16 protein-coding genes, 1 pseudogene and 6 CRISPR repeat arrays (1 of these 23 cut by a window edge) are annotated in these 26,933 nt (G+C 70.9%); of the genes and pseudogenes, 12 read left to right on the top strand and 5 right to left on the bottom strand.

All coding sequences use genetic code 11. The features are described 5' to 3' along the window. The 3 genes from ACH4J0_RS33865 to istB (ACH4J0_RS33875) all read left to right on the top strand — a co-directional run bounded on the left by ACH4J0_RS33865 (position 1) and on the right by istB (ACH4J0_RS33875) (position 4,121). Complete coding sequence (locus ACH4J0_RS33865; RefSeq protein WP_396244845.1) at positions 1-843, top strand: DciA family protein; 843 nt, start codon at positions 1-3, stop codon at positions 841-843. Between the two features lie 167 nt (positions 844-1,010). Next, positions 1,011-1,890: direct repeats of the CRISPR family, unit length 29 nt; unit sequence CGGCTGACCCCCGCGGGTGCGGGGAGGAG. 138 nt (positions 1,891-2,028) lie between these two features. Next, positions 2,029-3,297: an IS21 family transposase gene (istA, locus tag ACH4J0_RS33870; protein WP_072652949.1), complete on the top strand. Its 1,269-nt coding sequence runs from the start codon at positions 2,029-2,031 to the stop codon at positions 3,295-3,297. After that, positions 3,297-4,121, top strand: coding sequence for an IS21-like element helper ATPase IstB (gene istB / locus ACH4J0_RS33875; RefSeq protein ID WP_396244846.1), 825 nt, complete (start codon positions 3,297-3,299; stop codon positions 4,119-4,121). The genes istA (ACH4J0_RS33870) and istB (ACH4J0_RS33875) overlap by 1 nt, the downstream gene beginning before the upstream one ends. A 93-nt stretch (positions 4,122-4,214) precedes the next feature. Next, positions 4,215-5,277: a CRISPR direct-repeat array (repeat unit 29 nt; unit sequence CGGCTGACCCCCGCGGGTGCGGGGAGGAG). Between the two features lie 558 nt (positions 5,278-5,835). Continuing rightward, positions 5,836-6,251: a CRISPR direct-repeat array (repeat unit 22 nt; unit sequence CCCCCGCTCGCGCGGGGAGGAG). A gap of 125 nt (positions 6,252-6,376) precedes the next feature. On the opposite strand, the gene ltrA is transcribed toward istB (ACH4J0_RS33875), so the two are convergent. After that, the gene (gene ltrA / locus ACH4J0_RS33880) at positions 6,377-7,639 is read right to left on the bottom strand and encodes a group II intron reverse transcriptase/maturase (protein ID WP_396244847.1); all 1,263 of its coding nucleotides are present in this window, start codon (positions 7,637-7,639) and stop codon (positions 6,377-6,379) included. A gap of 686 nt (positions 7,640-8,325) precedes the next feature. On the opposite strand from ltrA, the gene istA (ACH4J0_RS33885) reads away from it, so the two are divergent. Both istA (ACH4J0_RS33885) and ACH4J0_RS33890 read left to right on the top strand, forming a co-directional pair. Then, on the top strand, positions 8,326-9,213 hold the full coding sequence (gene istA / locus ACH4J0_RS33885) for an IS21 family transposase (protein WP_396244848.1): 888 nt from the start codon (positions 8,326-8,328) through the stop codon (positions 9,211-9,213). A 115-nt stretch (positions 9,214-9,328) separates the two neighbouring features. Continuing rightward, complete coding sequence (locus ACH4J0_RS33890; protein WP_396244850.1) at positions 9,329-9,640, top strand: hypothetical protein; 312 nt, start codon at positions 9,329-9,331, stop codon at positions 9,638-9,640. Between the two features lie 193 nt (positions 9,641-9,833). On the opposite strand, the gene istB (ACH4J0_RS33895) is transcribed toward ACH4J0_RS33890, so the two are convergent. Then, on the bottom strand, positions 9,834-10,604 hold the full coding sequence (gene istB, locus ACH4J0_RS33895) for an IS21-like element helper ATPase IstB (RefSeq protein ID WP_396244851.1): 771 nt from the start codon (positions 10,602-10,604) through the stop codon (positions 9,834-9,836). Then, the gene (gene istA, locus ACH4J0_RS33900; RefSeq protein WP_396244886.1) at positions 10,601-12,019 is read right to left on the bottom strand and encodes an IS21 family transposase; all 1,419 of its coding nucleotides are present in this window, start codon (positions 12,017-12,019) and stop codon (positions 10,601-10,603) included. The genes istB (ACH4J0_RS33895) and istA (ACH4J0_RS33900) overlap by 4 nt, the downstream gene beginning before the upstream one ends. A gap of 132 nt (positions 12,020-12,151) precedes the next feature. Between istA (ACH4J0_RS33900) and ACH4J0_RS33905 the strand changes: the two are divergent. Together ACH4J0_RS33905 and istB (ACH4J0_RS33910) are read left to right on the top strand one after the other, a co-directional pair. Beyond that, a pseudogene (locus tag ACH4J0_RS33905) lies at positions 12,152-12,541 on the top strand (Mu transposase domain-containing protein); the annotation flags it as partial. Next, complete coding sequence (gene istB / locus ACH4J0_RS33910) at positions 12,541-13,392, top strand: IS21-like element helper ATPase IstB (RefSeq protein WP_396244854.1); 852 nt, start codon at positions 12,541-12,543, stop codon at positions 13,390-13,392. The pseudogene ACH4J0_RS33905 and the gene istB (ACH4J0_RS33910), both read left to right, overlap by 1 nt. A 72-nt stretch (positions 13,393-13,464) precedes the next feature. Beyond that, positions 13,465-14,590: direct repeats of the CRISPR family, unit length 29 nt; unit sequence CGGCTGACCCCCGCTCGCGCGGGGAGGAG. An 87-nt stretch (positions 14,591-14,677) separates the two neighbouring features. Here istB (ACH4J0_RS33910) and ACH4J0_RS33915 read toward each other — a convergent pair. Both ACH4J0_RS33915 and cas3 read right to left on the bottom strand, forming a co-directional pair. Beyond that, positions 14,678-15,232, bottom strand: a complete 555-nt coding sequence (locus ACH4J0_RS33915; RefSeq protein ID WP_396244856.1) for a Uma2 family endonuclease — start codon at positions 15,230-15,232, stop codon at positions 14,678-14,680. A gap of 1,250 nt (positions 15,233-16,482) precedes the next feature. Next, positions 16,483-17,957: a CRISPR direct-repeat array (repeat unit 29 nt; unit sequence CGGCTGACCCCCGCGTGCGCGGGGAGGAC). Positions 17,958-17,977: 20 nt separating this feature from the next. Continuing rightward, positions 17,978-20,998: a CRISPR-associated helicase Cas3' gene (gene cas3, locus ACH4J0_RS33920; protein WP_396244857.1), complete on the bottom strand. Its 3,021-nt coding sequence runs from the start codon at positions 20,996-20,998 to the stop codon at positions 17,978-17,980. Between the two features lie 173 nt (positions 20,999-21,171). Between cas3 and ACH4J0_RS33925 the strand changes: the two genes are divergently transcribed. Genes ACH4J0_RS33925 through cas6e form a run of 5 tightly spaced genes read left to right on the top strand, consistent with a single transcriptional unit; the run spans position 21,172 to position 26,214 of the window. Continuing rightward, the gene (locus tag ACH4J0_RS33925; RefSeq protein WP_396244859.1) at positions 21,172-22,671 is read left to right on the top strand and encodes a type I-E CRISPR-associated protein Cse1/CasA; all 1,500 of its coding nucleotides are present in this window, start codon (positions 21,172-21,174) and stop codon (positions 22,669-22,671) included. Beyond that, the gene (gene casB, locus ACH4J0_RS33930; RefSeq protein ID WP_396244860.1) at positions 22,664-23,245 is read left to right on the top strand and encodes a type I-E CRISPR-associated protein Cse2/CasB; all 582 of its coding nucleotides are present in this window, start codon (positions 22,664-22,666) and stop codon (positions 23,243-23,245) included. Before ACH4J0_RS33925 ends, casB begins: the two co-directional genes overlap by 8 nt. A gap of 4 nt (positions 23,246-23,249) precedes the next feature. Continuing rightward, positions 23,250-24,617 (top strand): type I-E CRISPR-associated protein Cas7/Cse4/CasC, encoded by a 1,368-nt coding sequence (locus ACH4J0_RS33935; protein ID WP_072653757.1) that lies wholly within the window; start codon positions 23,250-23,252, stop codon positions 24,615-24,617. Then, a complete protein-coding gene (gene cas5e / locus ACH4J0_RS33940; RefSeq protein WP_396244863.1) occupies positions 24,614-25,483 on the top strand; it encodes a type I-E CRISPR-associated protein Cas5/CasD in 870 nt (289 codons plus the stop codon). The genes ACH4J0_RS33935 and cas5e overlap by 4 nt, the downstream gene beginning before the upstream one ends. Further along, positions 25,480-26,214, top strand: a complete 735-nt coding sequence (gene cas6e / locus ACH4J0_RS33945) for a type I-E CRISPR-associated protein Cas6/Cse3/CasE (RefSeq protein WP_396244866.1) — start codon at positions 25,480-25,482, stop codon at positions 26,212-26,214. Before cas5e ends, cas6e begins: the two co-directional genes overlap by 4 nt. A 311-nt stretch (positions 26,215-26,525) precedes the next feature. Further along, positions 26,526-26,933: direct repeats of the CRISPR family, unit length 25 nt; unit sequence GTCCTCCCCGCGCGAGCGGGGGTCA (it continues 1,019 nt past the right edge of the window).

Consider the following 26,933-nt stretch of genomic DNA (forward strand, 5'->3'; position numbering starts at 1 on the left):
ATGACCAACACCACCGACCAGGCGCCCGGCGGCGCCGACCTCGCCCGCACCGCGCTGCGCGCCGCCCGCCGCGCTGCCCGCCTCAACGGCAACGCCCCGCTGAAGAAGAACGCGCCGTCCCGCCAGCAGATCGCCCGTGCCGGCCGGGACGCCCGCGAGCCCTCCGCCCTGGCAGCCGTCGTGCCCGCGATGGCATCCTCCCAGGGCTGGGCGCTTGGCACCGCCCAGGGCACCATGCGCGACAACTGGGCTCAGCTCGTCGGCCCGGACCAGGCCGCGCACTGGTACCCGGCCGGGTTCAACGCCGACACCCGCACCTTGCGCGTCACCTGCGACTCCCCGGCCTGGGCCACCAAGCTCCGCCTCGAGCAGCGCGCCATCCTGGCCAAGATCAACGGCGCCCGCCCCGACACCGTCCGCGCCCTCAACATCCGCGTCAGCTCGGCCGCCCCCTCCCGGGCCCCCGAGAGCGCCCCGGCCACCGCCACCGTCCAGCACCGGGCGGAGCTGGCCCCGGCGCCGGTGGTGCCGCCGCTCGCTGAAAGCCCGTCTTACCAGCACCTCCGCCAGCAGATGCGCGAGCAGGCCGCCGCCCGCCAGGCCACCCTCGACGAGGCCGCCGCCGCCCGGGAGGAGATCCTGCGCCGCCACTACAACAAGCTCCGGGAACCCGAGCACGCCCACCGCCCGCCGGTCGAGGACGAGCAGGCCCTGACCGAGGCCGCCCGCACCCGCCGGCTCCGCGAGAGCCACCGAGCCGCCCTCGCCGTCGCCCGCGGCCACGCGATGCCCCTGCGCACCGCCCGCCAGCCGCAGCCCGCCCCTGTCAGAGGTGCCGCATGACCGGGCCCCTTCCTGGTCGCTACCGGCAATGGTGCCTGGGTGCTCGATACGGATTGACGTCTACCGCTGTGCGAGCACGCCAGTCCGGCCCGGCCCGCTACTGAGCTCACCAACCAGGGCACCATGGAGCAATCCCCACGAGCGAGCAGCCGACTCCTCCGCCCCACCAGCTGACCCCCGCGGGCGCCGGAAGGAGGACCAGCGCCGGGCCGGCTACTGGCTGGTCGACGGCTGACCCCCGCAGACGCGGGGAGAACCTCGGCCAGGAGGTGATCGTTCCCTCCCTGACCGGCTGACCCCCGCAGGCGCGGGGAGGACATCACCTCGGCGGAGGACAACGGTGTCGTCACCGGCTAACCCCCGCGGGCGCAGGGAGGACAGCTTCGCGATGTCCTCCGCTTCGACGGCGCGGCTGACCCCCGCAGGTGCGGGGAGGACCTGCTCAGGCGTTCGAGGTTTTCGGTGCTCGGCGGCTGACCCCTGCGGGCGCGGGGAGGAGGTCTGCGCAGCTCGGCAAATTCGCTGGCCAGGCGGCTGACCCCGCAGGTGCGGGGAGGAGAGCGCCATAGGGAGTGGTCAAGCTACATTCTCCGGCTGACCCCCGCGGGTGCGGGGAGGAGCGCACGGCGATTCGGCTGGCGGCCTGGCGGGCCGGCTGACCCCCGCGGGTGCGGGGAGGAGACGGTGGCCCGGGTCGCCGGGTCGCTCATGACCGGCTGACCCCCGCGGGTGCGGGGAGAAGGCCGCCAGGGCGGGACACCTACGGGCCCGGAACGGCTGACCCCCGCGGGTGCGGGGAGGAGCTGAGCACCTGACAGCCGTCGCGGAACTGCTGCGGCTGACCCCCGCGGGTGCGGGGAGGAGTTGATCCCCAGGTTCTCGACGTCCGCCAGGAACGGCTGACCCCCGCGGGTGCGGGGAGGAGCGCCGCCGCTGGCCCGGACACCTGGATGTCGACGGCTGACCCCCGCGGGTGCGGGGAGGAGTTCGTCGCCTGGGCGCTCTGGTCCGCGCTCATCGGCTGACCCCCGCGGGTGCGGGGAGGAGACAAAGGACGGTCTGCTCTCGGCGACGGGCGAATTGTGACCGCTGAACGGCGGATGAAACGGGACCCACCGGAGTAGATACGACCCTTCTTGCGATCGTCTGATCATCCTGATCCCCATCGAGGGTCAGGAGGAGAGGGTGATTCCCGTGGAGGACTGGGCTGAGATCCGTCGACTGCACCGGGCCGAGGAGATGCCGATCCGGGCGATCGCCCGGCACATGGGCATCTCGAAGAACACGGTGAAACGGGCCCTGGCCACCGACCGGCCGCCGGTCTACCAACGCCCGCTGAAAGGCTCGGCCGTGGACGCGGTCGAGCCGGCCATCCGCGAGCTGCTCAAGCAGACCCCGACGATGCCCGCCACGGTGATCGCCGAGCGGATCGGCTGGCAGCGCGGGCTGACGATCCTCAAGGAACGCGTGCGCGAGCTGCGACCGGCCTACCTGCCCGTCGATCCAGTCTCCCGCACGGTCTACCAGCCCGGTGAGCTCGCCCAGTGTGACCTGTGGTTCCCGGCCGTGGACATTCCGCTCGGCTACGGCCAGTCGGGCCGACCGCCGGTGCTGGTGATCGTCTGCGGGTATTCGCGGGTGATCACCGCCAGAATGCTGCCCTCCCGCCAGACGGGCGACCTGATCGACGGCCACTGGCGCCTGCTCACCGCTTGGGGAGCCGTCCCGAAGACGCTGGTCTGGGACAACGAGGCGGGCGTCGGCAAAGGCAAACTGACCAGCGAGTTCGCCGCGTTCGCCGGCCTGCTCGCGGTCAGGATCCATCTCTGCCGGCCCCGCGACCCGGAGGCGAAGGGCCTGGTCGAGCGCGCGAACGGCTACCTGGAGACCAGCTTCCTGCCCGGACGCACGTTCACCGGCCCCACCGACTTCAACACCCAGCTGACCGCCTGGCTGCAGATCGCCAACCGGCGCCGGCACCGCTCGATCGACGCCCGTCCGGTGGATCGCTGGGAGAGCGACCGCGCCGCGATGCTCACCATCCCACCCGTCGCCCCGCCCAACTGGTGGCGCTTCCACACCCGCATCGGCCGCGACCACTACATCCGCGTCGACACCAACGACTACTCCGTCCACCCCCGCGCCATCGGCAAGACCGTCATGGTCCGCGCCGACAACGAGGAGATCACCGTCATCGCCGGCAACGACATCGTGGCCCGCCACACCCGCTGCTGGGCCAAACACCAGAGCCTGACCGACCCCGAACACGCCGCCGCGGCCGACCTCCTGCGCGGCGAGGTGATCCACCAGCAGGCCGCCCGCGTCGCCACCGCCCGCACCGCCCTCCTGGCCCCCGACAGCCTCGGCATCGAGGTCGAACAACGCGAACTCGGCACCTACGACCGCATGTTCACCCTCATCGAGGGCGGCGCCGGAAGGGAGGAGGGCGCCTGATGGCCCGCACCACCACGACCGACGCGGTCAAGCCTGATAGCGAGGCGGCCCGCACCGGCCGGCAGACCGCCGCCGACCTGGCCTTCCTCGCCCGCGCCATGAAGGCCCCCGCCCTGCTGGACGCCGCCGAGCGCCTGGCCGAACGCGCCCAGGCCGAGTCCTGGACCCACCTTGAATACCTCGTCGCCTGCCTGCAGCGCGAGGTCTCCGCCCGCGACAGCCACGGAGGCGAGGGCCGCATCCGAGCTGCCCGCTTCCCCGCGATCAAGACCATCGAAGAGCTGGACGTCACCCACCTGCGCGGCCTGACGCGCCAACAACTGTCCCATCTGGGAACAATGGACTTCATAGCGGCCAAGGAGAACGCGATCTTCCTGGGGCCGCCGGGCACCGGCAAGACCCACCTCGCCACCGGTCTGGCCATCCGGGCCTGCCAGGCCGGACACCGGGTCGCGTTCGCCACCGCCTCCCAGTGGGTCGACCGCCTCGCCGCCGCCCACCAGGCCGGCCGGCTCCAGGACGAACTGGTCAAGCTCGGCCGCTATCCGCTGATCGTGATCGACGAGGTCGGCTACATCCCGTTCGAGGCCGAGGCCGCGAACCTGTTCTTCCAACTCATCTCGAACAGATACGAAAGAGCCAGTGTGATCGTCACCTCGAACAAGCCCTTCGGCCGCTGGGGAGAGGTCTTCGGCGACGAGACCGTCGCCGCCGCCATGATCGACCGACTCGTCCACCACGCCGAGGTCCACTCCCTCAAGGGCGAGTCCTACCGCATGCGGGGCCGCGAACTCGGCCGCACCCGCACCACCGACAACGACTGAACAAGACCACCGACGACGCGAGGGTCAGAACTCAACCGTCCAAAGTGGGTCACGGTTCAGCCGCCGCCGACATCTGCACTGGCGGCGGTCAAACGGCTGACCCCCGCGGGTGCGGGGAGGAGTGATCAGCAGTGAGGTTCGGTGCCGGAGAGGCCGGCTGACCCCCGCGGGTGCGGGGAGGAGCGGCCGCTGACCGCCGCCACTACGTGGGCAACTGGCTGACCCTCGCGGGTGCGGGGAGGAGGGCCCCAGACAGCAGAAAGCGCCCCGCCCGGGAGGCTGACCCCCGCGGGTGCGGGGAGGAGCGCGGAAACCGCGATGAGCTGCATTGCCGTATCGGCTGACCCCCGCGGGTGCGGGGAGGAGGAGGTCGGCGACGTGGACGCCCGCGCGGCCGGCTGACCCCCGCGGGTGCGGGGAGGAGCGATGGCGGAGATCGTCGCGGAGGCGGAGCGCCGGCTGACCCCCGCGGGTGCGGGGAGGAGTGGCCCAGGTTCCTGGCGAGCTTCCAGGCCGCCGGCTGACCCCCGCGGGTGCGGGAAGGAGTGAGGGTCCGCGAGCGTGTACAGGAACCGGGGCGGCTGACCCCCGCGGGTGCGGGGAGGAGGAACGGGGCAGCTCAGCCCGCTTCGCCGGAGGCGGCTGACCCCCGCAGGTGCGGGGAGGAGCCGATCGAGCGAGGGCCCGGAACGGGTCCCGGCGGCTGACCCCCGCGGGTGCGGGGAGGAGGCCGGGACCGGGGTGGTCGCCTACTGCGCGGGCGGCTGACCCCCGCGGGTGCGGGGAGGAGCTGATGATGCCGCCGGTGCCGGTGTCCTGGCCCGGCTGACCCCCGCGGGTGCGGGGAGGAGGAATGGACCGGCGGGGCGTGCGGAAGGTACACCGGCTGACCCCCGCGGGTGCGGGGAGGAGTTGGCGTCGGCGACGGCTTCGGCGCTCATGGCCGGCTGACCCCCGCGGGTGCGGGGAGGAGGAGCCGGTGAACTCCCGAACTCACCACCCCGACGGCTGACCCCCGCGGGTGCGGGAAGGAGGGGCGTGACGCGGGGCGGCCATGTCAGATCTCCGGCTGACCCCCGCGGGTGCGGGAAGGAGCACCTCGCGAGCCGAGTCCCTTTCACCAGTCGCGGCTGACCCCCGCGGGTGCGGGAAGGAGGCTTTCTGACCTGCGGCGCAGCAGCGGCTTTGCTGTTTCTTGACTGGTTGCGCGACGTGGTGTGCTGTTGTGGTGTCAAGGTGCGGGTTCTCATCGTGTCACGGCGCATGGTCGGTGTTTGACGAGTTCGCGGCGGGCCCGTGCTGGTGGGGAGGACCGACGGGGGACCCCGCAGGCGCGGGACGACCTCCGCGCAGCGGACGCGGCAGGCCCGGATGGTGAACAGCAGGTCGACGCGCTCGCCGGCGCGGCGGTCGGTGAACTTCGGCTGATCCGGGCGGACGGCCTGCCAGGCATCGACGGCCTGGCAGAGGATCGGGTCGACCGGCTTGGTGAAGGCGGTGCCGGTCTTGTGGGGCGGGACGTCGAGGAGACAGACGGTCTCGCGGGCCAGGACCTGCTGGGAGTCACCGGTGATGGGGGTGCCGTCGTGCTACCAACGGATGCAGCCCACCCTCAATGCGTTGTCCGGACAACCAGGTCAGTGTGACCGCGCAGACCGGCGGCTGACCCCTGCATGTGCCTTCGCCCATGCCGGTCGCGGTGCGTCGGCTGACCCTCGCGGGTGCGGGGAGGACCACACACACCCACCACACCGGGGTGCGTCTGACGGCTGACCCCGCGGGCGCGGGGAGGACCGGCTCCCGTCGAACCCCCACTTGCCGGACGACGGCTGACCCCGCCTGCACGGGGAGGACCTCCGGCTGCCCCCCGCTCGCGCGGGGAGGAGGACCGGACATCCGGCGGATTGCGTTACTACGGCGGCTGACCCCCGCTCGCGCGGGGAGGAGATCTGGAACCACGCGTGGAACGGGGGCTTGCCCGGCCGACCCCCGCTCGCGCGGGGAGGAGCGCTGGGGCCGCCCCATTGTGACGGTCTGTGACGGCTGCCCCCCGCTCGCGCGGGGAGGAGTTCGCCTCGATCTGGTCGCCGCCGACCAGCCGCGGCTGACCCCCGCTCGCGCGGGGAGGAGACGATGGAGTGGTTGGGGCTGTCGGGGTCGTCCGGCTGACCCCTGTCGGTCGGGTCGCCCGGGGGAATCGCACCCCCGGGCTCCCACAGAACGGAGCGTGACAGTCTCCCGTCACTCCGCTCTTGTCATCCTGATCGCCAGGCTCGGGGCGTCCATGCCCAGTGGGCGAAGAGCCTCGGGTACTGGCGGGTCACACGCAGCCAGCACGCATGGGCCTTCTTGAACGCCCGCAGTCGCTTGTATTTCGCGCGGATCCACCGCATCAGGTAGGCGTTGATGCGATGAAGGAGGGGATGCAGAGCGGAGCGGTAGAACGCGCCGTAGTACTGCATCCAACCCCGCACTATCGGATTGATCCGACGGGCGAGGTCGAAGAAGGTGAGGTTGATCTGCTGGTGGATCCGCCAGGAGCGGATCTCCATGCTGATCTTCATCAGGGCGTCCTTGCTGATCGCCGGCAGGAAGGCGGTGAAGTTCTTCCCTTTCCTGCTGCGCGCCCCGCGGGCCCGAAACGTGAACCCCAGGAAGGTGAACGACGTGTGCTCGTACGAGCCTCGCCGATAGCCGTCCTGGCAGTAGACGATCCGGGTCTTGTCGGGGTGAAGCCGCAGCCCGACCTCCTCCATCCTGTCCGCGAGGGCGGCCAGGACCTGCTGGGCCTGGCGCTCGCTGACGCAGTGCACGACCGCGTCGTCGGCATACCGTTCGAACTGGACGCCGGGGTATGTCCGGACGAGCCAGAGGTCAAACGCGTAGTGCATGAACAGGTTGGCGAGGACGGGCGAGACCGCCGACCCTTGTGGGGTCCCCCGGTCCCGCTTCCGCAAGGTGCCGTCGGGTAGTTGCAGCGGGGCGCGAAGCCACCGCTCGACATACAACTTCACCCAAACGGCGTCAGTGTGAGCTTCCACGGCCTTGACGACGAGGTCCCAGCGGACGGTGTCGAAGAACTTCTGGATGTCCAGATCAATGACCCAGTCCTTCTTCCAGCACCGCTGCCGACAGGTCTCCACAGCGTCAAGAGCCGACCGGTTGGGTCGATATCCGTAAGAGTCCGGATGGAATGCAGGATCCACCCGTCTCATGAGATGCCGTGCCACCACGGTCTGAGCAACGCGGTCAGCGACAGTGGGAATGCCGAGCATTCTTGTGCCGCCGCCGTGCTGCTTGGGAATCTCCACCGCTCGCACCGGAGGTGGAAAGTACGTCCCAGATGACATCCGATTCCAGATCTTGTAGAGGTTCCCCTTGAGATCCTTTTCGAAGTCATCGATTGACTGCCCGTCCACACCTGGCGCTCCCTGGTTTCTCCTGACCTCCCGATACGCCTCCAGAACTTCCCACTTCGAGATATCAAACGACTTGCCCGGTGACTTCAGCTTGTCCATCGGCTCCTCCCGGAGAACGTCCGGTTGACCAGACACACACAGCCACGGATGACCCGGCCCCTTCGCTCCACCCCCATTACAGAGGCTTCGTCACTACTACGAACCGGTCCGCCAACACGCCCCGCGACGGTACTCAGCCCCTTGCGGTTCAGCCACTTGAGGTGCTCCCTCTTGCCGCCGTGTTCGGCGGCGGTGTCGGGACGTGCCTTCCCGCGTTCCATGCAAGAGCAGCAGACCAGGATCACGCCACCTCCATGCCGGACACCGCCTGGCCAATACGCGGGCTCCCGCCAGACTTATCCCGGACTCCGTCGCAGGCTCCCGGTTTTGATGCCACTTAGATTTCACTAACGACACTTCAGCAGTGGTTCACTTGCGTTCGTCTTCCTGATCCCCACCTGACGCCTCCCGGACGCCTTTTCCACATCGCTCACCACGATCACGTCGCCGCTTTCGCAGCATGTGGCGGTTTGAAGCCTCCCCCCACAGGGCGGCTCCGAAGGGCCAAGACCTTCATCTCTTGCACAGCATTGCTTTCAGAACTGTTCCTACATACGGTTCCTTTCGCATTCGTGGCACACGCAACGGGTGAAACGAGGACCACGGACAGCGGATCAAAAGCGGGTCACTTCGTGATCTCTTGATCATCCTGACTTCATGGGTAGCGGGAGTCAGGGAGGAAAGAGGTGATCGGGGTGGAGGACTGGGCCGAGATCCGGCGGCTGCATCGGGCCGAGGGTTTATCGGCGCGGGCTGTGGCCCGGCAGCTGGGGATCTCCCGGGGCACGGTGGCGCGGGCCCTGGGCTCGGACCGGCCGCCGGTCTACCAGCGGCCGTTGAAGGGCTCCGCGGTGGACACCGTCGAGGACCGGATCCGCGAGCTGCTGCAGCAGACCCCGACCATGCCGGCCACCGTGATCGCCGAGCGGATCGGCTGGGAGCGGGGGTTGACGATCCTGCGGGAGCGGGTACGCGAGCTACGGCCTGCCTACCTTCCCGTCGACCCGGTCTCGCGGACGGTCTACGAGCCCGGCGAGCTGGCCCAGTGCGATCTGTGGTTCCCGGAGGCGGACATCCCGCTCGGCTACGGCCAGAGCGGGCGTCCTCCGGTGCTGGTCATCGTCGCCGGTTACTCCAGGATGATCACCGCCAGGATGCTGCCCTCACGGCAGACCAACGATCTGATCGACGGGCACTGGCGGCTGCTGACCGGCTGGGGCGCCGTCCCGAAGACGCTGGTCTGGGACAACGAGCCGGGCGTCGGCAGGGGCAGGCCGACCAGCGAGTTCGCCGCCCTGGCGGGACTGCTCGCCACCAGGATCCACTTCTGCCGGCCCCGGGATCCGGAGGCGAAGGGCCTGGTCGAGCGGGCCAACGGCTACCTGGAGACGTCCTTCCTGCCCGGTCGAACCTTCACCGGCCCTGGCGACTTCAACACCCAGCTGGCCGCCTGGCTGCGGATCGCCAATCGCCGCAGGCACCGCACGATCGATGCCCGGCCCCTCGACCGCTGGGAGACGGACAGAGCGGCCATGCTGGCCATCCCGCCCGTCGACCCGCTGTCCGTGTACTGATCTGAGTGCTCCAGTGCGTACGGACTTCTGTGCACCACTGACCCGTCTCAACGAGGTGTGACCGGGTGCTGAAGAGTGCTCCTGTGGACCGTTCCGCTCATCGTAGGCTCGTGCCGTGGTCGACGAACATGGGGCACCCGACGCCTTCAAGAACCGATGCACGAATGCGGCACGGATGCTGGAATCCTGCATCAACTACTTCATCGAGCGCATCTCGTTGGACGAGTCCAACGAGGACCGCAAGGAGAACACGCTGGATGTGTGGCTGGGCGGGGGGCCGCGGAAGCCCGATGTAGTGATCTCGCTGTCCGATCTCCGCTCGGTCCGCCCGTGGGAACCCGGACTGGCCCCCATCTTCATTGACGGGATCTCCCTGATCCACCTGCCGAAGCTGCCGTCGCCCTGGCCCGCCGAGGCGGTCGGCTGACTCGACCGCTCCGATGACCTGCCCGAACTGGTCTGGCTGAGGATCACCGGACCGATCGAAGTCGACGCTGTCGCCGAGATCGTGACCGTCTACCAGGCTCTGAGCGACGATAAGGCCTCCGTGCTCCAGTGACAGCTTGAAGCCGCTTTGCAGCTCAGGTAGCAGCCAAACTTCGGTGAGACGGGTCAACCGCTCAAGCTACGTCGGTATCCCGGTCGATGGCCTGGAGGCGGTTCTTGAGGCGGTAGCTGTTGCCGTTGATCGAGATGACGTCGCAGTGGTGCAGGAGCCGGTCGAGGATGGCGGTGGCGAGGACCTCGTCGCCGAAGACCTGGCCCCACTCGCTGAAGGTCTTGTTCGAGGTCAGGATGATCGAGCCCTTCTCATACCGCTTGGAGATCACCTGGAAGACCAGGTTCGCCTCGGTGCGTTCAAGGGGCTGGTAGCCGACCTCATCAACCACGAGGACGCTCGGCCGCAGGTAGGTGCGGAGCTTGCTGGTCAGGCGCCCGGCGGCCTCGGCAGCCTTGAGGTGGCGGACCATGTCGTCGAGGCTGGTGAAGTAGATCGAGTAGCCGGCCCGGCAAGCCGCGACCGCCAGAGCGACGGCCAGGTGGGTCTTGCCGACCCCGGGCGGCCCCAGCAGGGCGGCATTCGCCTTGGCCTCGACGAACGACAGCGTGGCCAGGTCCTTGACCTTGCGCGGGTCGAGTTCGGGCTGAAACGAGAAGTCGTAGTCGTCCAGGGTCTTGTGGTGCGGCAGCTTCGACAGCCTCAGGCCCTGGCGAAAGCGGCGGTCGTCTCGAACGGCCAGTTCCTCGGCGAGGAGGAGGTCGAGGAAGTCGAGGTAGCCCATCTTCGCCTCGTCCGCCCGCTTGGCGTACTGGTTCAGGCTCTCGGCGAGGTGAGGCAGGCCCAGCTTCACGGCCATGGTCCGGATGCGGTTGCTGACCAGCTGGCTCAACGGGCGTCCCTCTTGCTGGAGTTGGTGGTGAACGGACGGGTTCCGGTCAGCTCGTCGTAGACAGACAACGGACGTCGGCCGACCTCGATGTGGGCAGCAGCGGCCCGGTTGAGCAGGGCCCGAAGCGGGCTGGCTTCCTCGGCCAGGCGCCGTTCGTGGCGGGGTCGGGGCATGACGTCCCCTGTCGTGACCCGCCTGGTGTCGCCCTTGGGCAGGCCGTCCCAGTGCCGCTCGTCGACGATGCGGGCGCCGCGGCCCACCGCCCGGGAGTGGACGGCCAGCAGGGTGCTGCCGGCCGAGTCGGGGACCGTGGAGTGCAGCACGACCTGCGACCTCGTGGCCCGGATCTCGACCAACTGGCGCGGGCGGACCCGGCGGGCGGGAACCGAGTAGAGGTTCGCGTCGAAGGCGACCAGGCAGTCCTTGCCGACGTGCCGAAGGTGGCGTTGCGCGACCACGTAGGGGGTCCGCGGCAGCGGCCTCAGGGCCACGTGGTCGCGGATCGCGCGCACGCCGATGACCTCGCCGTGGGTGCCGTGCACCCGCGCTCGCCGCAGCGGAACCCAGGCCGTGAACGCGGCGTCGAGCTCTTCGACGGAGGAGAAGGCCCGGCCGGCCAGGACGTGGTCGCGGACGATCAGCACCTGGCGCTCGACCCGGCCCTTGCCGGTGGGGCGGTAGGCGGCCAGCACATCGATGTCGAAGTCGTAGTGGCCGGCGAACGCGACCGCCTCCGGGTGGAGCCGGACCGCCTCGCCGGGGGCGACGTGCCGGCGGACCACGGTCTTGGTGCGGTCGTAAACGATGCTCATCGGCACACCGCCGAAGTGTGCGAACGCCTGCCGGTGGCAGTCGAAGAACGTCGCGAGGTCCTGGCTGGTGGTGAAGCAGCAGAACGGGTCCCGTGAGTACGACAGCGTCATGTGGAACGAGTAGACCTTCGGGATGCCGACGTGGGCGAGAATTTTGCCCTCATCGCCCCAGTCCACTTGGGCCTGGGCGCCGGGCACGACCTCGAAGCGGCGGTGCAGGCCCGCGAGTTCGCCCGGATTGATGCCGAGTTCCTCGGCGATCCGGGGCCGTGCTTCCTGCAAGTAGATCTTGATCCGCTGATAGTTGATGGCGATCCCGTACTCCTGGACCAGCCGTTCGTGGATCACCGTCCCCTTGAGCAGGACTTCGGACCGCAGCATCGCGTCGATCAGCGGCGCGATCTCGTCGACCGTCCGCGGCCGGGGAAGGGCACCTGGTGCCCGCTGCGGAGGCGCGGCCGGGACCTGGCCGGACAGGTACTTCGCGACCGTGCGACGGTTCAACCCGCTCGCCTTCGCGATCTGCCGCTGGCTCATCGCGCCGGAGTCGTACAACGCGCGATATCGCCTCAACTCCAACCAGCGATGCGGGTCCAAGACCACTGTCAACCGCCTCCCTTGCCGCCCGAACCGACGACAGCAGGCTCACGGACAACAGCCATTCACCGCGTTAACTTTGGTGCACAGTCACTCGTACAAGGTGGTGCATGTTGACTCGTACGCCGACACCCGCCGACCTGGTGGCCGCTTCGCACCCGCCTGGGCCGCGACCACTACATCCGCCTGGACACCAACGACTACTCCGTCCACCCCCGCGCGATCGGCCGCCTCGTCACCGTCCGGGCCGACACCGAGGAGATCACCGTGACCTGCGGCGAGGACGTGGTGGCCCGCCATGCCCGCTGCTGGGCCCGCCACCAGTCGATCACCGACCCCGAGCACGTCGCCGCGGCCCGGCATCTGCGCGATCAGGTCTGGCAGCAACGGGCCGACCGCGCACGGACCGCCCAGGCCGCGCTCATGGCGCCCGACGGCCTCGGCGTCGAGGTCGAGCAGCGCGAGCTGGCCACCTACGACCGTATCTTCACCCTCATCGAGGGCGGAGCCGGAAAGGAGAATCCCTGATGACCCCAGCCACCGCCCCCACCAGCCAGAACACCACCACCGCCAAGAGTGACCGTCCACCCGAGGCACGCGCCGCCCGCACCGGTCGGCAGACCGCCGCCGACCTGGCGTTCCTCGCCCGCGCGATGAAGGCCCCCGCCCTGCTGGACGCCGCCGAGCGCCTGGCCGAACGCGCCCAGGCCGAGTCCTGGACCCACTTGGAATACCTCGTCGCCTGCCTGCAGCGCGAGGTCTCCGCCCGCGACAGCCACGGCGGCGAGGGCCGCATCCGGGCCGCCCGCTTCCCCGCGATCAAGACCCTCGAGGAACTCGACCTCACCCACCTGCGTGGCCTGACACGCCAGCAGCTCGCCCATCTGGGCACACTGGACTTCATAGCCGCCCGGGAGAACGCGATTTTCCTTGGGCCTCCGGGCACGGGCAAGACACACCTGGCCACCGGACTCGCCATCCGGGCCTGCCAGGCCGGCCACCGGGTCGCGTTCGCCACCGCCGCCCAGTGGGTCGACCGCCTGGCCGCCGCCCATCAGGCCGGACGGCTCCAGGACGAGCTGGTCAAGCTCGGACGCTACCCGCTGATCGTGATCGATGAAGTGGGCTACATCCCTTTCGAATCCGAGGCCGCGAACCTGTTCTTCCAGCTGATCTCGAACAGATACGAACGCGCGAGCGTGATCGTCACCTCGAACAAGCCGTTCGGGCGCTGGGGAGAGGTCTTCGGCGACGAGACCGTCGCCGCCGCGATGATCGACCGACTCGTCCACCACGCCGAGGTCCACTCCCTCAAGGGCGAGTCCTACCGCATGCGGGGCCGCGAACTCGGACGCGTTCCCACCGACGACAACGACTGACGCACACCATCCAACGAGACCAACGGATGGCCCACAACTGAACCGCTGGAACCGGCCCGTTTTGAGCCGTTGCCGACAACCCCCGCTCGCGCGGGGAGGAGCGGCCCGGGGCGGCCTGCGCGGCCGCCACGGACGGCTGACCCCCGCTCGCGCGGGGAGGAGCTGGACGTGGAGGAAACCCACAAGGTCGAGAGCGGCTGACCCCCGCTCGCGCGGGGAGGAGACGACGGTGATGGTCGCCTTCTGCTCGATGACCGGCTGACCCCCGCTCGCGCGGGGAGGAGTTCTGTGGACACACCCGGGGACAGAGTGGCCCCGGCTGACCCCCGCTCGCGCGGGGAGGAGTGGTCGAGCTGACCCGCCACCAGGCCGCCGACCGGCTCACCCCCGCTCGCGCGGGGAGGAGGAGCCGGTTCCGGTCGACGGGCCGGAGCCGTCCGGCTGACCCCCGCTCGCGCGGGGAGGAGCGGGTGCTGCCCGCCGACGTGGAGCGCGTCTACGGCTGACCCCCGCTCGCGCGGGGAGGAGGAGTACTCGGAGTGGGCGCCGTCGGACTTGGCCGGCTGACCCCCGCTCGCGCGGGGAGGAGGTTGCCCGATGAACCACTCCGCCCCCGCTCGGCGGCTGACCCCCGCTCGCGCGGGGAGGAGTCTCAACAGTCGGGGGCGCTTCCGCGTTCAAACGGCTGACCCCCGCTCGCGCGGGGAGGAGGAGCGCGTACGGGTACGCTGCATCATGTCGACCGGCTGACCCCCGCTCGCGCGGGGAGGAGTTCTCGATCCGGGAAACCCACTCCGGGTAGAACGGCTGACCCCCGCTCGCGTGGGGAGGAGTACTGACAGGAGCTGGGCGGCGCGCTCGCGGACGGCTGACCCCCGCTAGCGCGGGGAGGAGGCCCGCCTCCCCGGACCGGGGGGTGGGAGCTCGGCTGACCCCCGCTCGCGCGGGGAGGAGACCGCCGAGGCCGGCAGCGGCTGGCGCGTGCGCGGCTGACCCCCGCTCGCGCGGGGAGGAGGCCACCGAGGTGACGGTCGGTCTCGGCAACGGCGGCTGACCCCCGCTCGCGCGGGGAGGAGCTCTGAAGCTGACTACAGGATGCCTGTAGGGGCGGCTGACCCCCGCTCGCGCGGGGAGGAGCTGTCGTGTCCGTGTCGAGTGGTTGCTGATGTCGGCTGACCCCCGCTCGCTCGCGCGGGGAGGAGGCTTTCTGGCCTGCGGCGCAGCAGCGGCTTTGCTGTTTCTTGACTGGCCGGTTGGGCTTGGTGTGTCGGCTGGCCTCGTGTGGTCAGAACGCGGTGGTGTCCAGGATCAGATCGAACGGCTCCGGCAGCCGGAGCGCGGTCCCGAACGGGTGGGGGCCGTCGATGACGGCGTAGCCGAGGTCGTGAGGCTCGGAGAAGAGGGTGCAGGCGCGGTTCTGCCGGTCGGCGAGCAAGTAGAGCGGGGCACCGTACTGGGCGTAGCGCTTGCGCTTGGTGACACGGTCGGTGTCGCCATTGGACTCGGAGGTGACCTCGACGACCAGGAGGGTCTGGTCGGGGGTGAGAGCGCCCGCGCCTTTGGCCAGGTCTTCGGGAATGACCGCAAGGTCAGGCATGTACCAGTTGGGGGAGCCTGGCAGGTCGAGGTTCCCGGACCCGCTGATGCAACCGAGCTCATCGACGCGGCGGTCGAGCTGGCGGCGGACCTTCGCCGCCACGTTCTCGTGGTCCCACGTGGGTGACACCAGGACGATCCGCCCCTCGATGACCTGGGCCCACCGGTGATCGATGAGCTGCACGGCGTATTTCAACGCGGCCTCGTGATTCACGTCCGCGTACGCGATCGGCTGCGCGCTCAACGGTTCGCCTCCTCCGGCCTGGCTGTGGTGTGTTCGACCGGACACCCACGGCTCCTACCGTAGCTGGTCGGGAGTCTGGCGGGGAATGATCCCCGGGCCTGCGAGGAAGAGGGGGTGGGCGTGATGCCGAGCGGTCATGCCCGGCTGACGCCCGCGGCGCAGGGAGGACGCGATATGTACCGGCACGTCGTTGGCCTACATCGGCTGACCCCCGCGGATGCGGGGAGGACCGCCACGGCGCAGCCCTCTCCGCCCTCGGCGACGGCTGACTCCCGCAGGTGCGGGGAGGACGCCATCTCGACCGGATTGAGCAGCTGCTGACCCGGCTGACCCCCGCGGGTACGGGGAGGACCTCGGGGTGGGCCCGGGTGTAGCCCTTGAGTTCGGCTGACCCCCGCGGGTGCGGGGAGGACTGGATCAGCGACGTCGGGATGCCGAGCATCAGCGGCTGACCCCCGCGGGTGCGGGGAGGACCTGCTCTACCGGGCGACCGACGTCCAGCTCGGCGGCTGACCTCCGCATGTGCGGAGAGGAGCACGGCTGGGCTGAGATCCAGCAGACGTTCAACGGCTGACCCCCGCATGTGCGGGGAGGAGGACCCGCGTGGTGAGGAGTGGAAGACCGACTCCGGCTGACCCCCGCATGTGCGGGGAGGAGCTGCAGTACGAGCCGGACACCGGCCACGTCCGCGGCTGACCCCCGCATGTGAGTAGCAGACACTGTCCTGGCCCGTGGAGTCGGTCGGCTGACCCCGGAGGGCCATGGCCACCGTGTGCACCTCCCCCGCGGCGGCTGACCCCCGCACGTGCGGGGAGGAGATCATCCCATTCGACGCCCAGCAGTACCCGGCTGGCTGACCCCCGCTCGCGCGAGGAGGAGTTGATGACCGACCGCGCCCAGTTCGCGGTCTCCGGCTGCCCCCCGCTCGCGCGGGGAGGAGGGTACGACGCCGACCGGACCCCCGACCGCCGCTGGCTGACCCCGCGGGCGCGGGGAGGACTGCGGGTGCTCGATCCTCGCGCTGCCGGTGGCCGGCTGACCCCCGCCTGCGTGGGGAGGACGAGGAGTTCTCCCACCTCCAGGTGCTTTGGCACGGTTGACCCCCGCCTGCGCGGGGAGACATGGACGTCGTGCGAGCGTACGTATCCGCCCACGGCTGACCCCCGCCTGCGCGGGGAGGACTCCGGAGTGTGCGAGGCCTCCTCCAGCTGCTCCGGCTGACCCGCCTGCGCGGGGAGGACGTCGCCAGCCGGCTGACCCCCGCGGGTGCGGGGAGGAGTCGGGCTCCCACGCCGCGCCTGCTCCGGCTGACCCCCGCGTGCGCGGGGAGGACCGTGTAGAGGATCCGGCGGACGGTCACCACGACAGCTGACCCCCGCCTGCGCGGGGAGGACATCACCGGATACGCACCCGGCAGACCATCGTGCGGCTGACCCCCGCCTGCGCGGGGAGGACACCAGGGCGACCATGAACAGGCCGCCGACCCACGGCTGACCCCCGCCTGCGCGGGGAGGACCCCGGCGCGATCGACGGCATCCCCCTTTACACCGGCTGACCCCCGCCTGCGCGGGGAGGACTAGTCCTCGGTCTGCGGACCTCGGCGGTGCTGCGGCTGACCCCCGCGTGCGCGGGGAGGACCTGCCGCGGGAGATGGCTTGGGAGCGCCTTGGCGGCTGACCCCCGCGTGCGCGGGGAGGACTCTACGAGCCCGGGCGCCGGTTCCGCTTCATCCGGCTGACCCCCGCGTGCGCGGGGAGGACGCCCTTTCCATGCTCCACCCCTACGCGGACGGCGGCTGACCCCCGCGTGCGCGGGGAGGACCTGGCCGGCTCCGGCGCGGCGATGGCCCTGATCGGCTGACCCCCGCCTGCGCGGGGAGGACGACCGCCTGATGACAGACAACCGGGTCGGCGACGGCTGACCCCCGCGGGCGCGCGGAGGACCCGGTCCCGCCCGGTACCCGGATCGTGCTCGGCGGCTGACCCCCGCGGGTGCGGGGAGGAGTCGTCACTGACCGCACCGTACGTGTGAACCGGCGGCTGACCCCCGCGGGTGCGGGGAGGAGTCCATCTGAGGGCCCGCGGAAGTGAGTTCGACCGGCTGACCCCCGCGGGTGCGGGGAGGAGAAGAACTGGGCACTCCTGATCATCGGGAACGCCGGCTGACCCCCGCGAGTGCGGGGAGGAGCTGGACTACAGCAACAAGGAGATCGCCGACCGCGGCTGACCCCCGCGAGTGCGGGGAGGAGCGCAGGATGTCGAGTGGTTCGATGTTGGCGGGCGGCTGACCCCCGCGAGCGCGGGGAGGACTCCATCCAGCAGCAGGAGGTCCAGGGCCCGGGCGGCTGACCCCTGCGGGTGCGGGGAGGACAACTCCACCTGGCTGCCGCCGGTGTCGGTGCGCGGCCGACCCCCGCGGGTGCGGGGAGGACTGGACCTGAATCCGCGTGATCGGGCCGTCTTCCGGCTGACCCCCGCCGGTGCAGGGAGGACTATCCAACGTAGGAACCGCCTCGGGCCATGGCCGGCTGACCCCCGCGGGCGCGGGGGAGGACTCGGCCGGTGGAACCGCTCCGTTGGTGAAGACTGGCTGACCCCCGCGGGTGCGGGGAGGAGGTAACGGCGCGGTCGTCCTCGGCCTGGCCGAACGGCTGATCCCCGCTGACGCGGGGAGTAGCGGTTCGGAGCTCGGAACCTCCGGCTCACCCCGGTGTTCACTGGGAGTAGGAGGGGGCAGCGTATCGCCTCAGGGCCGGTGGATGGGGTGCACCCCTCGGGTCGGGCTGTAGCGCAGCCGTCCGACGGGTCCACTGAGGCAGGCACCGTCCGGAGCGAAGACGATGACGTGCCGTCGGTTGATGCGGACGCCACTGAGGGTGTACCACCTCTCGACGGGCGGCAGGTGTCGGAACCAGCTGTGCGGGATCGGCACGGTGTTGAGCAGCCGGTCCCGCTCCTGGGCGCGTCGGGCGTTGCGGACGGAGTCGTCGCGGGCCCGGTAGTACCTGGAGTCCACTTCATGCAGGCCGCCCTGGTCGTAGCTGTAGTAGAGGCGGGGGCGGCCCGCGCCGGCGGCCTGCTGGCGGAACAGGACGATGACGTCGGTGGTCGGTTCGCCGAGGCGCGAGCGGGCGGCGAGCCCCGCGCTGCCGTCGTCGCCCTGTCCCTCTGCTGAGCCGCTCTTGAGGCGGTCGATGTCCGTGGGGGAGCCGTCGAGGAGGTAGGGCTGGAGGGCTCGGGCGTAGGCGGTGTTCTCGTGGTTGTCGTGTTCGGCGATCCAGGCGTTCCAGGCCTCGGAGAGCAGGGCGCCCATCGGGCTGCCGGCGAAGGGCCCGGGGTTGTAGACGGCTTCGATGAGGCGTTCGTTGTCGCGCGGGGTGGACAGGCATGCGATGGGGATGCCGGGGGCGGTGTCGCGGGTCTCCTGGCATTCCGGGCAGGCCGGCTCGTGGGTGATGTTGTCGAGCAGGTGGTGGGTGGCGGCCAGGGCGTAGGGGGCGTAGACGTGGCCGTCCGGATTGCCGGGGCCGGTACCGGTCGGCGGGTGGACGAGGGGAAGGCCTGAGTGGTCGGGCTGCCACAGGACGGTCATCCGCGGGGCACGCATCCCGGCCGGGCGGTGGGCGTCGTTGGACGCGTGCCGGTGGAGGCGTCCGCGCCGTTGGATGAGCAGGTCGACGGGGGCGAGGTCGGTGTAGAGGCGGTCGCTGTCCAGGTCCAGGGACTGCTCGATAACTTGGGTGGCGATGATGAGGAGACGGTGGGGCCGGTCGGGGTTAGGGGCCGTCCGGTTCTCGGCCGGGCCGAGGAGCCTGCGGATCCGGCTCTCGATCGGGAGCCGGTCGCGGGAGAGCATCTGGCCGTGGAGGAGGACGATCTCGTCCTGATGCCAGCCGTGTTCGGCGGCCTCGGCCCGGGCCTGCGTGTAGAGGTCGTGGGCGGCGTCGACGCGGTTGCGGACGACGGCGATGATGCCTCCGGTGGCGGCCTCGTGCAGGAGGTGGCCAGCGAGGACGACCGGGCCGGGGTCGGGGCGCAGCTCGACCCGGGTATGGAGCTGGGGCGGTGCTTCGTCAGGGGAGGCGTGGGTGAGCTGCCCGTGCCGGTCGACGAGGGTGACGGGGCCACGGGTGTCGGTGGGCTGTGGCGTGGTGCGATGACCGCGGCACCACGCGTGGACCAGCGCCTCACGGGTGGCGCTGGGGAGGGTGGCGGACAGCACGACCACTGAGGCACCAGCGTCGGCGAGCCAGGCGACGGCCGCCTCCAGCAGCCGCTCCTGGAAGAGCTCGTAGGCGTGCCCCTCGTCGATGACCACGGTCTTGTTGGCCAGGCCGAACAGACGCAGGAACCAGTGCTCGGAGCGTTGGGCGGCGAGGGCGATCTGGTCGATCGTGCCGATCCCGAAGGTGGACAGCAGGCCGACGCAGCGCCTGAGGTACCAGGGGTCGAGGACCGCGCGGGTGGAGTGGGCCTCGTCGTCGTGCTCGCAGAGGGTGGGCTCGATGAACGGGATCAGTTCGGTGAAGTCGGTCGGACGGCCTGTCGCGTCACCCGCGTCCCCCGCGTCGAGAAGGCGTCCGACGTTCTCGGTCGCCTCGGCCGTGCCGTGGACGATGGCCAGGTTGGCCTCGCCCGGGGTGCCGAACGCCTCGGTCAGGAAGTCAATGTGCTCGACGGCGGCCTGGTCCGTGGCGGCGCGCGAGGGCATCGCCGTGTAGAAGCCGTGGTAGCCGTTGGTACGGGCGAGGTGGTGCGCGTACCAGAGGGCGAGCGCGGTCTTTCCCGATCCGGTGCCGGCTTCGACGATGGCCAGCACCGGCCCCTGCGCCGGGGCGGCGGCCATGGCCGCGTTCTGGAACTGGCGCGGCGTCGGGGTGCGCGGGAACAGCTCCGCCCAGGTCGTGGACTTCGGGCTCCAGGCGTCGAGCCTCAGCGCGGTCAACGCGGCGCGGGCCTGTTTCTTCGACTGCTCCCACCACTGCGCGGCCGATTCGTCGGTCCGGCGGTAGGCGAAGCGCTGCTCGTCGGAGGCGAGCCAGTCCGCGGTGACGACCAGGCCGGCGAATACCGGGAGGGTAGCCGGGCGTTCGAGGGTGGTCCGGTCCGCCAGCAGGGCGAGGTCGACCTCCAGGAGGTCGGCGAGGGCGTCGACGAAGTACCGGTGGAGGTCGTCCCACGCGCCGTCGCGGACCGCGCGTTTGGCCCGCTGCACCGTGTCGGCGCTGGGGATGTGTCCGTGGTGGCCGCCGAGCAGCAGAGCCATCCGGTGCAGGCCGTCGTGCCGCTCGCCGGTGCCGCCGCAGTCCCGGCATGTGCAGCCGAGGAGGCGGGGGAGCTGGAAGGCGGTGATGTGTTCGTGCCGGATCCAGGAGGCCGCGCGGTGGTCCGCGGGGAGGGGGAGCCCCACCTGGTGTGCCAGTCGGAGCCACTTGGCGCCGGCCTCACGCAGGTGTCGACGCGGTGTGCGGGCGAACTGGAGCTGAAAGCAGGCCGAGGCCTTCCCCAAGTCGTGCAGGGCGGCGTAGAACATGGCGTTACGGCGGGCGGTGTCGGCGTCTCCCGCTCCCAGGGCCTCGACCAGGCGGTCGCGGACGGGCCGGGCGAGGTAGCGGTCCCAGAGTTCTCCCGCGCAGGCGGCGACATCGAGCAGGTGGGCGAGGAGAGGGTTCCACGGCGTCCCGCACGTGTCACCACGGAGGTTCAGCTGGTCGGTCTTACCCCAGACCGCGACCCTCGAAACGGTGATTTTCTGAGAATTCGTCACCCGAATGCCTCCCCGGTCAGTAGAGTCTCGATGTGATTGAGCATCAGATCACAAGGAGGTGCCGAGTTTTGATCAAATCCAGAGATCCGCACCGGCCGTGGGATCCCCGTACGGAAGCCTTCCAGGCGGCACTGACAGTGGCTTGGGAAGGGCGGCAGCCTGAGGTGCGACACGTGGGGCTGGTCGACCTCCTGCGCGGTGCGGAGAGTTTCGCTGCACTGGTCGGTTCGACTCCCGGCGAGGAGGTGGCCGTGCTCGAGTACTTGATGGCGATCCTCTACGCGGCCGGCCACGCGCCCGTGGACGCCGATGAGTGGCAGTACTGGGTGGAGACCCGGCAGCCGCTGAGACCTGCGGCGGACTGGTTGGCCGAGCAGCCTGACGACCACTGGGACCTCTTCCACCCCGAGCGCCCGCTCGGGCAGAACGTCCTGCTGGCGCCGTTCATGGCCGAGCACGGGGTGGGCTCCGCGCAGCTCGTCATCGAGCGCGCGGGGGACTACAACCAGTTCTTCGACAAGGTGCACCTGCACAGCCCCGAACCGATGCCGCCCGACGTCGCCTTCCGGGCCATGCTGACCCAGCACGCGTACGGCCTTGGCGGTCGGGCGATGGCCAAGTCGGACTGGCTAGGCCCGCAGCTGACCTACCAGGCCGTCGGACGGCTCGGCACCCGGATCCGCGTGGTGGCCACGGGCCCGACGCTCGGCGACACGCTTCGGCTGAACCTGGCCCCCTGCGAAAGGACGCCCACCGGGGAGAAGCGCACTGGGACCTTCAATTACTCATGGACCGACGGCCGAGCCGGCAGGCGCACCTTCCGGGCCCGCAAGGTGTCGCGGCAGCCGGACGGCCCCGCCGACCTCCACTCCTTCCTCGGACGCTCGATCCTCCTTCGCCCTGTCCTGGTCGACGGCAGGGTCATGGTCGACCGGGTCCTGCAGGCGGCCGGCGAACTGCTCGACCCGCTGCCGCCGATGTACCTCCAGGACGCTGTCCTGGAGAAGACGCGGAAGGACGGGAAGGTCCTGCCCCTGCGTCCCAGCGAGGATCGGGCGCTGTGGCGGGAGTCGCACGCCGTGTACGCGGCCGCGGCCACGGCCTCCCAGGACCTGACCAAGGGAGCGGACCTCTACGACCGACTCGCGCGACTGCGGGACCGCCGCGTGGACCTCGTCGCGGTCGGCCTGATCTCCCGGCAGGCGACGGCCACCGCCTGGGCGTCGGGCACATATCCGTACGTGCCCGGGGAGGAGGACAAGCTGAAGGAGGCCGCTGACGAGGGCCTGGCGATCTGCGAGTACGCCGCCAAGTCCCTCTATACGGCCGCAGTCGCCGCCCGTGACGCGGCCTACCCCAACCCAAAGCCGGCCGACAAGGCCAAGCAGCTCAAGCGCTTCCACGCCGAGCCCGAACTGTGGGCGGGCGCGGCCGACCACTTCTTCGCTCTGATGTCCGAGGTGAGCTGCGGCACCAACCCCGGGGAAGGCCCCCTCGAGGCCTTCGGGACCGAGATCCGGAACCTGACCAAGACCGTCCTCCATGACCGCCTGAGGTCGCTGCCGCCCGACGGGCGCGGCATGAACGCCCGGGCCCAGGCGGAGCAGCGGCTTCGGAAGCGGCTGACCGGTCCGACCTGCCCCGCGTACCTCAAGGAGCCCCCGCGTGCCTGACCCTCAGCAGCTGCCGTTCGACCTCTTCGAGCTCCTGGACTGCGAACCCGTCGCACCCGAGGCGCCCGAACGCACCCCCGGACAGCGCCTCACTAACTGGCTGTGCAGCCTGGTGTGGTCCCACGACTACGGCCGCCTCGCCGACCTGCGTCGCCCCGAGGCCCTGTCGGAACCCCGGCTGCGGGCGGCCTCCTTCAGCCCCGAGGAGGACCACCGGCCGGTCTTCGAGAAGGTCGCCTTCCTCTTCGCCCGCTACCACGCTGGCAAGAGCGTGCCGCAGGCCGGCTTCGGCTCGATGGGCGACGCCCTGCGCCGCATCGGCTCCCCGGCGGGCCGGGGAAAGGACGACCCCGGCGCCAAGCGCCTGCTCGACCGTCTGGTGGCCTCCCGCGAGCTCCCCGTGCGCCACCTGCACCACGCCGTCGAGCGCGCCCGCGCCTGCGAGGTCACTCCACCCGCCTGGGACCGACTCGCCGAGGACCTGGCCGCGTGGAAGGCGCCCGGCAGGAAGACCCCGTACGGCTGGGCCCGCGACTTCTACACCCCCGAATACCCCGCCAAGAAGAACGGCTGACGACATGACGATCATCCGGACCAGCGCCGTCGCCGAGCGGCTCGACGGCCACCAGTTCCTGTCCCTGCACGCCCTCGAGAGCCTGGTCGCCGTGCTGCCGGTCCGCGACGAGAACGGCATGGCGAAGACCATCCCGTTCGGTGGCGAGACCCGGAACCTGATCACCTCGCAGGCCCGCCGTCGGGCCGAGCGTACCCTCGGCCGCGAGAAGGCCAACGCGGGCGAGGGTGCCCTGGCCAGCTACACCATGGGCATCCGCACCCGCGAGTGGGCGCTGCTCACCGCGGAGTCGCTGCGCGGCCTCGGTTGGCAGGAGCAGGACGCCCTGCCCGTTGCCAAGGCCGTCCTGGAGGGCGTGGGCCTCAAGTTCGGCGACAAGGAGCGCACCCGCAACCTCACCAAGGTGTTGCTGTTCGCCCCCGAGGACGCCGGGGCGAAGCTGGCGGGGTTCCTCCACGCCAACCGGGACGAGGTCGTCTCCTGGGTCGGCGAGTTCGAGGAGGCTCGCAAGGCCGCGGAGACGGCCAAGGCCAAGGCCAAGAGCAAGCGGCGCACGGCGGCGGCCGACGAGGACGCCCTGCCCGTCGAGGTCGAGGAGGGCGCCGCCGAGACCGGCATCCCGGCCCTTCCCAAGGCCGTGCGCGCGGCTGTGCTCGCGGCCCTCGCCCCTCGGGACGCCATCGACATCGCCCTCTACGGCCGCTTTCTCGCGGAGATCGCGGACTCGCCGAACGTGGACGGCGCCATCATGACCGGCCCCGCCTTCACCGTGCACGCGGCCGCCCAGATCGACGACTTCTACAGCGCCGCCGACGACTCCAAGATCCGCCGCAAGGCCAACGCCCTGGACTACCTCGACGCCGCCGATGACGCGGGCGCCGGCATGACCGGCTACCAGTCCCTCATCTCCGGCACCTTCTACCGGCACGCCGCCCTCGACCGCGTCCAGCTGCGCGTCAACCTGATGGCCGGCGGAATGAGCGCCGAGAAGGCGGACGAGGCCGCCGTCGCCGCCGAGCGCCAGTTCGTGGAGGCGTTCATCGACGCCATGCCCGCCGCCAAGAAGAACACCACCGCCTCCACCGGCTCCCTGCCCAAACTGGTCCTCGCCTTCGACGGCAAGCGCCCCTTCAACTACTCCGCCGTCTTCGAGGACCCCATCGACGAGCAGGCCAGCGGCGGTGCCAGCCGCGCCGCCGCCGAGAGGCTCCTGAAGCACCACCGGCTCGTCACCCGCAAGCGCTCCGACATCGCCGGCGGCCGCGTGCTCACCTACGACCTCGGCATCCAGGACCTCCTGGACGAGCTGTCCGCCGCCGGCACGTTGGCCGCTGCCGAGGCCGGCACCGCCGAGGAGCTGACCGCCCCGTGACCCAGCCGTACGTCCTCCTGGCCCGGCTCGCCGGGCCGCTCCAGGCCTGGGGTTTGGTGGCGCGCTTCGACCGGCGCGACACCCACCTCAGGCCCACCAAGTCCGGCTTCATCGGCCTGCTCGCCGCCGCCGCCGGATACTCCCGCGACGAACCGGTCGATCCGCACGACACTGCCAGGCCACTGAAGCCGCTCGACGAACTCCGCTTCGCCGTCCGCGCCGACCGGCCCGGCACCGCCGTGCGCGACCACCACACCGTCGGCGGAGGCAGGTACCCGCTGCGCCCGCGCGACCTGATCACCGACCACCGGCGGGCCCAGCAGGCCTCCACCGCCCTCGAGGCCGCCACCGGGCCGATGTTCGGCACCCTGCCCGCCCTGTCCGTCACCGGCTGGTACGGCGCCCCCAAGGGCATCGCCCCCGACCCGGAGGGCGGTCCCTTGCTCGCCCGCAAGGTCGGGCGCGACCCGATGATCACCAGCCGCAGCTACCTGGCGGACGCCGCGTTCGTCGCCGTCGTCGAGCACACGGACAAGGACTTGCTGGACGAACTGGCCACCGCCCTCGAACAACCCCGGCGCCTGCTGTGGCTCGGGCGCAAGAACTGCCCGCCCGCCGGCGAGATCTCCGGCGGCGTCCACGAGGGCGGTATCGAGGAGGTCCTCGCGCGGACCCGCCTGCTGCCGAACGCCACCGCCGAACGCCCCTGGACGTGGACCGAGGTGCCCCCGGGCACTGCCGGAGCCTCCTCCGTCGCCGACCACCCCGTCAGCTTCCACACCGTGCACCGGTCCTACGCGCCCCGCTGGGAGCGGCGCGTACGCATCGAACCCGGCGAGTCCATCGGATGGGATCACCTGCTGTGACCACTGCCTCCACCGACACCGCCCGCTTCGTGGCCTGCCACAGCATTCTGCACCTGGACGCCACCCACGCCCTGGCGCAGAAGGCGATCCTCGATCCGCACGTCATGCACCGGCTCGTCATGTCCGGCTTCTACGGCTGGACTGAGCCCGGTGAGGCGGACCCGCGAGCCCAGATGGGCATCCTCAACACCTGGACGCTCGACCTGAGGAACAACAGCCTGGTCGTGATCGTGCAGTCGCGCGTCCAGCCCGACTGGTCCTCCATCCCGCGGGCCGCGCTCGCCGACAAGATCGGCCTCCTCCCGGTCGACACCACCGTGCGTACCGGCGACACCTTCGGCTTCCGGATCGTCGTCAACCCCACCCGGGACCGCCAGACCCGCGCCGGTGACGGCACCGTCGTCCGCAAGCGGCTCTCCGACACCACCCCCCGCCACGTCAAGGAGTGGTTCGCCGCCCGGCTCCAGTCCGTCGGCGCCGACCGCGTCGGCCCGGCCGGAGTCCGCCGCATCGGCGCCGACGGCGATCCGGACACCATGGCGATCCGGATGCTTCCCAAGCTCGGCCTGAGCGCCAAGCACCAGGGCGCCAAGATCGGCCGGGCCGAGATCAAGGGCGCCCTCACTGTCACTGACCCGCACGCCTTCACCGACGCCCTCGCCACCGGTGTCGGCCGCGCCCGCTCCTACAGTGCGGGGCTGCTGCTGGTACGGCCGACGGAGCGCGCGTAGGAGCGGCTGCCGCGCGCTCGCCTCGCGGTCGTGGCATTCCTCGTCTGCGCGGGGGTCAGCCGGGATGGGCTTGGGAAAGACCGCCGACTGGCCTCCGCACGCCCCACGGTTCGGGGAAAACGCTGATCGGCTGACCTCCGCGGGTGCGGGGAGGACCACCAACAATCCTCCGGCCTGCCCCGGTAGACCGGTTGACCCCCGCCTGCGCGGGGAGGACTGGCCGACCCAGTGCGTCAGGAAACCGCTGACCGGCTGACCCCCGCGGGCGCGGGGAGGACGTAGGAGCCCAGGTCGATCCGGGACTCGTTGTCGTCCTCCCCGCGCGAGCGGGGGTCAGCCGGCGACGCCCGCGAGGGACGCGGCTCCCATGACGTCCTCCCCGCGCGAGCGGGGGTCAGCCCACCAGCAGCAGCCGCGATGGCTCCGAGCGACTGTCCTCCCCGCGCGAGCGGGGGTCATCCGGTCCCGGGCACGCACCCGGTGACCGTTGAGCCTCCTCCCCGCGCGAGCGGGGGTCAGCCGGATGTCGTCGTCGTCCTGCACAGCGTCGTGGTGTCCTCCCCGCGCGAGCGGGGGTCAGCCGAACGAGCGGGCGGAGGCGGCCCGTGCGCGTCGGTCCTCCCCGCGCGAGCGGGGGTCAGCCGGAGCCGGCCGAAGTGGAGCTGGCGGGCTGGCCGTCCTCCCCGTCCGAGCGGGGGTCAGCCGTCCTGCACGTTGAG

The organism is Kitasatospora sp. NPDC017646 (genome assembly GCF_044329365.1).
Classification (GTDB): domain Bacteria; phylum Actinomycetota; class Actinomycetes; order Streptomycetales; family Streptomycetaceae; genus Kitasatospora.